This is a genomic window from Bradyrhizobium sp. USDA 3364 (genome assembly GCF_054056355.1).
The window spans coordinates 7153238-7164405 of record NZ_JBSRYG010000002.1 but is presented as its reverse complement, the minus strand read 5'-3'; the positions used below and the strand labels follow the sequence as shown (position 1 = coordinate 7164405).

The following is an 11168-nucleotide window of genomic DNA, read 5'->3' as shown; positions in this document are numbered from 1 at the left end:
CCCTCCATGAAGATCGATCCCGTCGCCTATGTCGGAGCCGTCATTCGCGAAGTCGCCGTCCGGGAACGCGATGGCAAACCGGCGCGGGCGGTGATCGCGACCCGCAGCTACGACACCGACATCGCCGACCTCTGGGACGTGCTGACCAATCCCGAGCGTATCCCGCGCTGGTTCTTGCCCGTCTCAGGCGACCTGAGGCTTGGCGGCCGCTATCAGTTCAAGGGCCATGCGGGCGGCGAAATCACAGCGTGCGAGCCGCCGCGCCGGCTTGCCGTCACGTGGGAGTCGATGGGCACGGTCAGCTGGGTTACCGTGACGCTGGCCGAGAATGGCCCTAACTCCACACGCCTGGAATTGGAACACCTCTCGGTGATCGAGGGCGACTTCTGGGACCGCTACGGAGCAGGCGCGGTCGGTCTTGGCTGGGATCTCGCGCTGCTCGGGCTCTCGCTCTATCTGGCCATGACCCCCGGCGAGGAATTCGACCGCGCCGCCGCGTCGGCGTGGCCAGCCACCAACGACGGCAAGGATTTCATCCGCCGCACCAGCGAAGCCTGGTGCAGGGCCTCGATCGCGGCGGGCACCGAGGAGGCTGCGGCGAGGCGATCGGCTGCAAATGCCACGGCAGCCTATTGCGGCGAGCCTGAGCCGGGGAGCGGAGGCTAGCGAGCGTGCACGCTTTCGACATCCTGGGCGACCCCGTCCGCCGGCGTATCCTGGAGCTGCTGGCGACCGGCGAGCACAGTTCTGGCGACGTCGTTACGGTCGTGCACCGCGAATTCGGCATTACCCAATCGGCGGTCTCGCAGCAGCTCGGGATCCTGCGGGAGGCCGGCTTCGCGTCGGTGCGGGCCGACGGCACGCGCCGCATCTATTCCGTGGAGCCCGCGCGGCTGCGCGAGGTCGACGACTGGCTCGACCGGTTCCGGGCATTCTGGCTGCCGCGTCTCGATGCGCTGGCGACCGAAGTCGCGCGGGGCAAACGAAAACGGCGCCGTCAGGAATGACGGCGCCGTCTGGATTCTCTTGAGGACGAAGCTTACTTGCGCTTGTCGATCGCGACATAGTCGCGGCGCGCGACGCCGGTGTAGAGCTGGCGCGGACGGCCGATCTTCTGCTGCGGATCCTCGATCATCTCGCTCCACTGGCTGATCCAGCCGACGGTGCGGGCGACCGCGAACAGCACGGTGAACATCGACACCGGAAGGCCCATCGCCTTCAGCGTGATGCCCGAATAGAAGTCGACGTTCGGGTAGAGCTTGCGGTCGATGAAGTAGGGGTCGTTGAGCGCGATCTTCTCGAGCTCCAGCGCGACCTTGAGCATCGGATCGTCGCCGTGGCCGGTCTCCTTGAGCACCGCGTGACACATCTTCTGCATGATCTTGGCGCGCGGATCGTAGTTCTTGTAGACCCGGTGACCGAAGCCCATCAGGCGGACTTCGCTGTTCTTGTCCTTCACCTTGGCGATGAAGTCCGGAATGTTTTCGACCTTGCCGATGCCGTAGAGCATGTTGAGCGCGGCTTCGTTGGCGCCGCCATGCGCCGGGCCCCACAGGCAGGCGATGCCGGCCGCGATGCAGGCGAACGGGTTGGCGCCCGACGAGCCGGCGATCCGCACGGTCGAGGTCGATGCGTTCTGTTCGTGGTCGGCGTGCAGGATCAGGATCTTGTCCAGCGCGTCAGCGAGCACCGGATTGATCTTGTAGTCCTCGCAGGGCACCGCGAAGCACATGTTGAGGAAGTTCTCGGCAAACGAGAGCGAGTTCTTCGGATACACGAAGGGCTGGCCGACCGTGTACTTGTAGGCCATCGCCGCCAAGGTCGGGATCTTCGCGATCATGCGGATCGAAGCGATCTCGCGCTGCTTCGCATCGTTGATGTCGGTGGAGTCGTGATAGAACGCGGCGAGCGCGCCGACCGCGGCAACCATGATCGCCATCGGGTGAGCGTCGCGGCGGAAGCCCTGGAAGAAGCGGGCCATCTGCTCGTGCACCATGGTGTGGTGCGTGACGGTGTAGTCGAAATTCTTCTTCTGCGCCGGGGTCGGAAGCTCCCCGTAGAGCAGGAGGTAGCAGGTCTCGAGGAAGTCGCCGTGCTCGGCGAGCTGCTCGATCGGGTAGCCGCGGTATTCGAGAACGCCGGCGTCGCCGTCGATGTAGGTGATCTTCGACTGGCAGCTGCCGGTCGAGGTGAAGCCCGGGTCGTAGGTGAACACCCCGGCCTGGCCGTAGAGCTTGGCGATGTCGATGACATCAGGCCCAACCGTGCCGCTCAGGATCGGGAAATCGTAGTTCTTGTTGCCGATGGTGAGTGTGGCTGTCTTGCTGGATTTTGCGTCCATCGTGATATCCCCGATGAATTCGTTGCGAAAACCGACCATGCACAGTCGCTAATTTGCGGCCCATGGCGGGGCGGAACGGCTTGTGGAGAAAGCGTCCGGGATTGGGTAGCTCATTGCCATGTGCGCTGCAAGATGGACCCTGGAGGGGGTCCATGCACGATCACGCCGCCTGATCGGCGAGACGGGCCAGACACTCCCGGCGTCCCAGGACGGCCAGCACGTCGAAAATCCCCGGCGACGTGGTGCGTCCCGTCAGCGCCACCCGCAGCGGCTGGGCGACGGCACCGAGTTTAAGGCCGTTCTGCTCGGCGAAATTCCGCATGGCGGTCTCGGTGGTTTCCGCCGTCCAGTCGTTCACGGCTTCCAGCGCTGTGCGCAGCCGGCCTATCAATGCACGCGTTTCGGGCGTCAGCACCGCAAGGGCTTTCGGATCGAGCTCCAGTGGCCGATCGGCGAAGATGAAGTAGGCGGCCGAGATCAGCTCGATCAGCGTTTTGGCGCGCTCCTTCAGGCTCGGCATCGCCCGCAGCAATTGCGCGCGGGTGGTGTCGTTGAGCTTGGCCTTCAGCGCGGCGCCTTCGGGAACATAATCCAGCACGCTCTCGAACTGGGTCACGAGGGATTGATTGTCGCTCTGCCGGATATAATGACCGTTGAGGTTCTCCAGCTTGGCGAAATCGAACCGTGCCGCCGAGCGGCCGATGCCCGGGAGGTCGAACGCATCGATCATCTCCTGGGTCGAGAAGATCTCCTGATCGCCATGGCTCCAGCCGAGCCGGACCAGGTAATTGCGCAAGGCGGCCGGCAGATAGCCGAGCGCGCGGTAGGCATCGACGCCGAGCGCGCCGTGGCGCTTCGACAGTTTCGAACCATCGGGACCGTGGATCAGCGGAATGTGGGACATGCTCGGCAGCTCCCACTCCAGCGCGTCGTAGATCTGCTTCTGACGCGCGGCGTTGATCAGATGGTCGTCGCCGCGGATGATGTGGGTGACGCCCATATCGTGGTCGTCGACCACGACCGCGAGCATGTAGGTCGGCGTGCCGTCGCCGCGCAGCAGGACGAGGTCGTCGAGGTTCTCGTTCTGCCAGACCACGCGGCCCTGGACCTGGTCCTCGATCACGGTCTCGCCGGTCTGCGGCGCCTTCAGGCGAATGGTCGGCTTGACGCCCGCAGGCGCCGTCGCCGGATCGCGGTCGCGCCACATGCCGTCGTAGAGGCGGGTGCGGCCCTCGGCGCGCGCCTTCTCGCGCATCGCTGTGAGCTCCTCCGGCGTAGCGTAGCAATAGTAGGCGCGCCCGGCGGCGAGCAGGCCCTCGGCGACCTCGCGATGGCGCGCGGCACGGCTGAACTGGTAGGTGACGTCGCCGTCCCAATCGAGCTCGAGCCATTTCAGGCCGTCCAGGATGGCGTCGATCGCCTCCTTGGTGGAGCGTTCGCGGTCGGTGTCCTCGATCCGGAGCAGCATCTTGCCGCCGAGCTTCCTGGCATAGAGCCAGTTGAACAGCGCGGTACGGGCACCTCCGATATGGAGGAAGCCGGTCGGTGAGGGGGCGAAGCGGGTAACGACGGAATTGGTCATGATCGAGCGAGACGTATGCTGGGACGGCGGTGGTGTATAGCAGGAACCGGACATAACTAAAGCCTCGGTTGACCTTTTGCCCGCCAAACCAGGCCTGAAACCGGACTTCAAACCGGACTTCAAACCGGACTTGGCCGAGCGGCGCGAATTTGGCAGAAGGTTGAGCTTAATCCTCCAGGGAACCCTTTGATGACGACCGACACGACGGCAGAGGCAGGGCGCGATTTCATCCGCGACATCGTCCAGGCCGATCTCTCCTCCCACAAGCACGACCGGATCGTGACCCGCTTTCCGCCGGAGCCGAACGGCTACCTGCATATCGGCCACGCCAAGTCGATCGCCCTGAATTTCGGCATCGCGCAGGAGTTCGGCGGACAGTGCAATCTGCGCTTCGACGACACCAATCCGACCAAGGAGGAGCAGGAGTACATCGACTCCATCCAGGCCGATGTCCATTGGCTCGGCTACGACTGGGGCAAGAACCTGTTCTTTGCGTCGGATTATTTCGAGCGCCTCTATGATTGGGCCGAGGGCCTGATCAAGGCGGGCCATGCCTATGTCGACGACCAGTCGCAGGAGGAGATCCGCGCTTCCCGCGGCACCCTGACCGAGCCCGGCAAGAATTCGCCGTTCCGCGACCGTTCGGTCGAGGAGAACCTCGACCTGTTCCGCCGCATGAAGGCCGGGGAGTTCTCCAACGGCGCCCGCGTGCTGCGCGCCAAGATCGACATGGCAGCCGGCAACATCAACCTGCGCGATCCCGTGCTGTACCGCATCCTGCACGCCCACCATCCGCGCACGGGCGACAAGTGGTCGATCTATCCGAGCTACGACTACGCGCACGGCCAGTCGGACGCGATCGAGGGCATCACCCATTCGATCTGCACGCTGGAGTTCGAGGATCACCGTCCGCTCTATGAATGGCTGCTCGACAAGCTGCCGGTGCCGTCGAAGCCGCGCCAGTACGAAATGGCGCGGCTGAACCTGACCTACACGCTGCTGTCCAAGCGCGTGCTGACCCAGCTCGTCCGTGACGGGCATGTCTCGGGCTGGGACGATCCGCGGATGCCGACCGTCGCCGGGCTGAAGCGGCGCGGCGTGCCGCCGGCCGCGGTGCGCGAATTCATCAAGCGCATCGGCGTCGCCAAGGCCAACAGCGTGGTCGATGTCGGCATGCTCGAATTCTGCATTCGCGAGGAGCTGAACCGCACGGCGCTGCGCCGCATGGCGGTGCTGCGCCCGCTCAAGGTGGTGATCGAGAATTATCCGGAAGGGCAGGTCGAGGAGATCGAAGCGATCAACCATCCCGACAATCCGGAAGCCGGCACCCGCAAGATCGCGTTCGGCCGCGAGCTCTATATCGAGCGGGACGACTTCATGGAGAACCCGCCGAAGAAGTTCTTCCGTCTTTCGCCCGGCAACGAGGTGCGGCTGCGCTATGCCTACTTCATCAAGTGCACCGGCGTGATCAAGAACGACGCCGGCGAGATCACAGAGCTCCGCGCGACCTACGATCCCCTGACCAAGGGCGGCAACGCGCCCGATGGCCGCAAGGTGAAGGCGACGATGCACTGGTTGCCGGCGGCGCAGTCGAAGCCGGCGGAGATCCGCATCTACAATCAGCTGTTCGCCAATCCGAGCCCGAACGCGGCCGATTTCGCCGCCGACCTCAACCCGCAGTCGCTGGAAGTGCTGACGGACGCGCGGGTCGAGCCGGCGATCGCCGAGAGCAATTCGCCCGACGCGATGCAGTTCGAGCGTCAGGGCTATTTCGTGCGCGATGCGGATTCGACGCCGGAGAAGCTGGTCTTCAATCGCACCATCGGCCTGCGCGACACCTTCGCCAAGGAAGTCGGTGGCAAGGGCTAGCGTCGTCAGGCGCGGACAACAGACGGAGGCGATCGATGCCTGACGAAGCCCACGATATCGCCTCCGCCATCATCGCAAGATGGTCAGCGGGTTTCGGCAAGCTCGACGCGAACGCGCTCGCCGCGCTCTATTCGAAGAGCGCGTTCTTCTTCGGCTCCAACCCGACGCTGTATCGCGGCCGCGACGGCGTCAAAGCCTACTTCGATGGCCTGCCGCGTTGGCCCGCGCCGCGCGCTCAGTTCAGCGAAGTCCGGACGGAGCGCATCAACGACGGTCTCGTCAACATGGCGGCTATCGTATCCTTCTTCCTCGACGGCGATGCGCCTTCGCTCATAGTCAAGATCACCTGGGTGATCGCGCGCGAGGACGGCGACTGGAAGATCGTCTGTCATCACGTCTCGTCGCAGACGCCATTGATCTAGGCGGCGCCGCGCTGGCGCGCGACGGATGAGGGCCCGCCGGGATGGCGTCTGGGCGCCTTGCCAGCGGCAACACATCGCAGGCCGGAGGTATCCCTTTCCCGCAGCGGCTCACCATATCGAGGAACAGAGGGAGGTGAGCATTATGCGCATTCAACACTGGCAGGACGTTGCCAGTCTGTTGGTGGGTGTGTGGCTGGTCGTGTCGCCGCTGATCCTTGGATTCTCCGGAGCGGCCGTCTGGCTGACTATCGCGCTAGGGCTGGGCGTTATCCTGTTTTCCGTCGAGGCATTCGTCATTCCATCCTATCTGGAGGAATGGGGAGAGATGCTGATCGGCCTGGCTCTCGTGCTGGTCCCTTGGACGATCGGCTACGAGCACGTCTCGACGACGGCAAACAGTGTCGTGTCGGGCATACTGGTGATCCTGCTTGCTGGCTGGGAGCTGACGACGGATCGTGACTTCACCACGTGGTGGCACGACCGCTGGCACCACCGAGCCGGCTGAAGGATCCGCGCCGGGCAATCATATCCGGGCCGCTATTGCATGGCGGCCGGAGCCGGGGATGCTGTTTCGCGCACACCGCGATCCCGCGGCGCGCAATGGGATGGCGCCCGCAGCACCGTATGTTTGCCGACGGATGACTTCATGCGTTGCCGCGGGACCTGACGGCCCTGCAGCAATTTGTTAGCCTGACGATGCCGTTCTCGGCTCGATCGGTTGCCAGATGCTGATCTTGCGCGTCTCCGGCATCAGGAACACGGCGAGCACGAAGCAGGCCGCTGGCACAGCAATCGGGTAAATCAACGCATACCCGACACTGCCGGTTGCCGCGAATGCCGCCGACGTGACAAACGGCACCAGGCCACCGCCCCAGCCGTTGCCGATGTGATAGGGCACCGAGACTGATGTGTATCTGATCCTGCCGGGAAAGAATTCCGCCAGGAACGCACCGACCGGCCCGTAGACCATCCCGACGTAGCAAACCAGGATGAAGACGATGAAGATCGCGGCCGGATAATTGATGCTCCCGGGCTGGGTGACCGTTCCGAGCCACAGATACAGCGGATAGTAGGTGATCGCGGCGAGCAGCATGCCGCCAAGGATCACCGGCTTGCGGCCGATCTGGTCCGACAGCCAGCCAAAGAAGATCAGGCTCGGTGTCGCAATCAGCAATGCCGCTCCCACGATGTAGGCCGAGGTGACAGGATCGACCTTGGAGACCTGCTGCAGGAAGTACAGCGCCCAGAATTGCCCGCTGTACCAGACCACGCCTTGTCCGATCAGGACGACGATCGCGATCAGGATGTATTTCAGGTTCGAGCTCAAGAACGCTTCCTTCCAGGGATTCCTGGTCATCTGACCGCGCGCCTTGATCTCCTGGAAGATTGGCGTCTCCTGGAGCTGGAGGCGGATGTAAATGGCGATGGCCACCAGCAGGAACGACAGCAGGAACGGAACTCGCCAGGCCCATTCATCGAACGCCTTGTTGCCGAACCATGTCCGAGTCAGGACGATCACGGCGAGCGACACCACGATGCCCAGCGTCGGCGATGTCTGCAGCCAACCGGTGTAGTAGCCACGCCGATCGTCCGGCACATGCTCGGCAACATAGGTGATGGCGCCGCCATATTCGCCGCCCAGGCACAGGCCCTGGATCATGCGCAGGCCGAACAGAACGAACGCGGCGGAGAGGCCGATCGATTGGTACGTTGGAATCAATCCGATGGCCCCCGTGCCTAATCCCATTCCGGTCAGCGTGATGAGAAAGGTGTATTTGCGACCAACCCGATCGCCCATCCATCCAAACAGGAAGGCTCCCAAAGGACGGATCAGGAAGCCTGCCGTGAACAGCGCGATCGTGCTCAACAGAGCGGCGACCGGGTGGGATTGCTCGAAAAACTTGACCGACAGAACTGCGGCCAGGCTGCCAAAGATATAGAAATCATACCATTCGATGATGTTTCCGACCGACGCAGCGATAATCACGCGGCGAAAATCATGCGGAATTTGCATTGCCATTTGCTGCTCCTATCAATTCAAAGAATCTCCTCGCGTTTCAGCGATCAATTCGCTCGCGAAAGGCGCTTGATGCGCGACGCTACCGGCGTGACTGCGAGTTGCGTGCGCAACACCTGGTCTCAGGGATGTTCAAAGCCACCTGAGAAGAGCTCCAGCGGATTTTCCTGCCGCGAGCCGACAAATTGTGTCTGTCATCCGACGTCGGGGAACAGACGTACAGCGACAGTCTAATCCCCAACGGATCGCCGCATTATGCGACTTTCGGCGCAATCAACGCGGATGGCGGCGAAGGCGCAGTTTCCGCCGCATTCTGCATCTGTTCCGCTATCCCACGGATGGCTACGTCCGGTAGCTTTGCGCCCCGACAGCGATCGCAAGGCGAGAGATGGCGGAGCAGGGCACGACGCCGGGCGGCAAACGGGGCTATGCGGGGACGTGGCCGCCCCGCGCGGCTGCGCCAGCCGGTGGCTATGCCCCGGTGCGGGTCAGCATCTGGCAGCCGTTCGTCGAGACGCTGCGGCAATGGGCGCGCGCGGAGGCAGGCGCTGGCCGGCTGCTGCCGTGGGTGCCGGTCGCGTTCGGCACCGGCATCGCGTTCTATTTCGCGGCTGAGCACGAGCCGGTGCTGTCGGTCGCGGCTGCCGTCGCGATCGTGCTCTGCCTGCTCGCGCTGCTGTTGCGCCGGCACGGGGTATTTCCCGTCATCGTGATGCTGGCTGCGGTCGCGGCGGGCTTTGCGACGGCGACCTGGAAGACGGCGCGGATCGCCCATGGCGTGCTGGCGCGGCCGATGTTCTCGGTGGCGCTGACGGGCTTCGTCGAGACGCGGGACATCAGGGAGAAGACCGATCGCTTCGTGCTGCGCGTGGTCTCGATCGAGAGTCCGCGCGACAACACCAAGTTGGAGCGGGTCAGGCTCTCGGTGAAGAAGGGTACCGCGCCCGAGGTCGGTAGCTTCGTCGAATTGAAGGCACGGCTGATGCCGCCGCTCGGGCCGCAGCGTCCGGGCTCCTATGATTTCGGCCGTGACCTCTATTTCCAGGGCATCGGCGCCTCCGGCTTCGTGATGGGCGCGGTCAGGACGAAGGAGCCACCCGCGGCCGGCGGCTTTGCGCTGCGCTATGCCGCTTTCATGCAGGGCCTGCGCGATGCGATCGATGCACGCATCCGCACCGCGCTCGACGGCGATCAGCGCGCAATCGCAACCGCACTGCTCACCGGCCGGCGCGATGCGATCACGACGCCGGTCAACGATGCGATGTTCATCTCGGGGCTCGGCCATGTGCTGTCGATCTCCGGCTACCACATGGCTGTTGTCGCCGGCGTCGTGTTCTTCACGATCCGCGCGCTGCTTGCGCTGTTTCCTACGCTGACGGCGGGACATCCGATCAAGAAATGGGCGGCAGCGGCCGCGCTCATCGCTGCGGCGTTCTATCTGCTGCTGTCGGGAGCCGAGGTCGCGACGCAGCGATCCTTCTTCATGACGGCGGTGGTGCTGATCGCCGTGATCGTCGACCGCCGCGCGATCACCTTCCGCACGCTGGCGGTGGCGGCGCTGATCGTGCTCGCGATCGCGCCGGAGGCGCTGGTCCACCCCAGCTTTCAAATGTCGTTCGCCGCGACGCTCGGGCTGGTGGCGCTGGTGCAGATCGGACTGCCGAACCTGCTGGCGTCGCCCGACCATTCGGCGACTGCGCGCGTTGCGCTGTGGGGCGGGCGTGAGCTCACGATGCTGATGCTGGCCTCGCTGGTGGCGGGGCTGGCGACGACGCCCTACGCCGCGTTCCATTTCCACCGCGTGACGCCCTACGGGCTGCTCGCGAACCTCGCGGCGATGCCGGTGGTGTCGGCGGTCGTGATGCCCGCCGGCCTGCTCGGGCTCGTCGCCATGCCGTTCGGATTCGACGGCGTGTTCTGGGCGATCATGGGGTTCGGCATCGACTGGATGATCCTGGTGACGCAATGGGTCGCCGCGTTGCCGGGCGCAGTCGGGCGGATGGCGGCGTTCGGTGTCGGGCCGCTGATCGCGGCGAGCACCGGCATCATCCTGCTCGGCCTGTTGCGCACGCCGCTACGCTGGTCGGGGGCGATGCTGCTGGCGGTGGCCTCGGTCTGGGCAGTGCGGGTGCCGCTGCCGGACGTGCTGATCTCCGCCGACGGCCGGAACGTCGCGGTGCGCGGCGGCGACGGGCGGCTGCACCTGATGCACAGCGCCAAGGATGCTTTCCTGGTCAAGGAGTGGCTGGCGGCCGACGCCGATGCGCGGACCGCCACCGATGCGTCGCTGAGCGAAGGCGTCTCCTGCGATCCGAGCGGCTGCGTGACGCAAGGGTCCGGCGGCGGCTTCATCGCGCTGGCGACACGGCCGGAGGCGCTGGCCGACGATTGCGAGCGCGCAGGCTTGATCATAACGGCGCGGCCGGCGCCGCGGGGCTGCGCGGCCTCGGTGATCGATGCCGAGCGGCTGCGGCGCCACGGGGCGCTGGTGCTGCGGCGGAGCAGGGACGGCTACACCATCGATGCGGTGAAGCCCGGCGGGATCGACCGGCCGTGGTCGCCGGCGGTTCCCGGCGACGGCGAGGCCGAGACCACGTTGCGCGTGCCCGCCACCGCGCCGCGACCGGCCGTCGATGCGACGCCGGCCGAGAGCGATCTGCAGGGCGAGGATTAGGCGTTGTCGGGTGAGGGGCCCGTGGGCAGCTCGAACAGGCCGAGATGGTATTCGTCGGAGTCTGGGCCGCCGTCGGACTTCTTGACGAGGGTGAAGGCCGCCTCGGGAAACTGCTCCCAGACCTTCAGGTCGTCAGCCGTGACCGTCAGCCAGCCGAACCGGAACATGTAGCGGCCCGGTTCCGTGACGCGTCCAGCCTTTTGCCATGTGACCTTATCGACCACCGCGCACGTCCTCCGTGCACGATGATGCGCCAAGGCGCC

Annotated in this window: 10 protein-coding genes; 6 read left to right on the top strand and 4 right to left on the bottom strand. The window is 64.9% G+C overall.

Translation table 11 applies throughout. The annotated features are described in order from the left end of the window. Positions 1-6: 6 nt before the first annotated feature. Positions 7-666 (top strand): SRPBCC family protein, encoded by a 660-nt coding sequence (locus ACVILL_RS33605; RefSeq protein ID WP_456732977.1) that lies wholly within the window; start codon positions 7-9, stop codon positions 664-666. 5 nt (positions 667-671) lie between these two features. Next, the gene (locus tag ACVILL_RS33600; RefSeq protein WP_456732976.1) at positions 672-1007 is read left to right on the top strand and encodes an ArsR/SmtB family transcription factor; all 336 of its coding nucleotides are present in this window, start codon (positions 672-674) and stop codon (positions 1005-1007) included. A 32-nt stretch (positions 1008-1039) separates the two neighbouring features. Here the strand turns inward: ACVILL_RS33600 and gltA are convergent, their stop codons facing one another. Both gltA and gltX read right to left on the bottom strand, forming a co-directional pair. Next, complete coding sequence (gltA, locus tag ACVILL_RS33595; RefSeq protein WP_456732975.1) at positions 1040-2341, bottom strand: citrate synthase; 1302 nt, start codon at positions 2339-2341, stop codon at positions 1040-1042. Between the two features lie 160 nt (positions 2342-2501). Beyond that, positions 2502-3923: a glutamate--tRNA ligase gene (gltX, locus tag ACVILL_RS33590; protein ID WP_456732974.1), complete on the bottom strand. Its 1422-nt coding sequence runs from the start codon at positions 3921-3923 to the stop codon at positions 2502-2504. Between the two features lie 189 nt (positions 3924-4112). On the opposite strand from gltX, the gene ACVILL_RS33585 reads away from it, so the two are divergent. From ACVILL_RS33585 to ACVILL_RS33575, 3 genes are all read left to right on the top strand, one after another. Continuing rightward, positions 4113-5792: a glutamine--tRNA ligase/YqeY domain fusion protein gene (locus ACVILL_RS33585; protein WP_456732973.1), complete on the top strand. Its 1680-nt coding sequence runs from the start codon at positions 4113-4115 to the stop codon at positions 5790-5792. A 35-nt stretch (positions 5793-5827) separates the two neighbouring features. Further along, positions 5828-6214, top strand: a complete 387-nt coding sequence (locus tag ACVILL_RS33580) for a YybH family protein (protein ID WP_456732972.1) — start codon at positions 5828-5830, stop codon at positions 6212-6214. A gap of 142 nt (positions 6215-6356) precedes the next feature. Continuing rightward, on the top strand, positions 6357-6719 hold the full coding sequence (locus ACVILL_RS33575) for an SPW repeat domain-containing protein (RefSeq protein WP_456732971.1): 363 nt from the start codon (positions 6357-6359) through the stop codon (positions 6717-6719). Between the two features lie 180 nt (positions 6720-6899). Here the strand turns inward: ACVILL_RS33575 and ACVILL_RS33570 are convergent, their stop codons facing one another. After that, the gene (locus tag ACVILL_RS33570) at positions 6900-8234 is read right to left on the bottom strand and encodes an MFS transporter (protein WP_456732970.1); all 1335 of its coding nucleotides are present in this window, start codon (positions 8232-8234) and stop codon (positions 6900-6902) included. 385 nt (positions 8235-8619) lie between these two features. Between ACVILL_RS33570 and ACVILL_RS33565 the strand changes: the two genes are divergently transcribed. Further along, positions 8620-10905, top strand: a complete 2286-nt coding sequence (locus ACVILL_RS33565; protein WP_456732969.1) for a ComEC/Rec2 family competence protein — start codon at positions 8620-8622, stop codon at positions 10903-10905. Here ACVILL_RS33565 and ACVILL_RS33560 read toward each other — a convergent pair. Beyond that, the gene (locus ACVILL_RS33560) at positions 10902-11129 is read right to left on the bottom strand and encodes a hypothetical protein (RefSeq protein ID WP_456732968.1); all 228 of its coding nucleotides are present in this window, start codon (positions 11127-11129) and stop codon (positions 10902-10904) included. The two genes, ACVILL_RS33565 and ACVILL_RS33560, sit on opposite strands and share 4 nt — an antisense overlap. Positions 11130-11168: the final 39 nt, after the last annotated feature.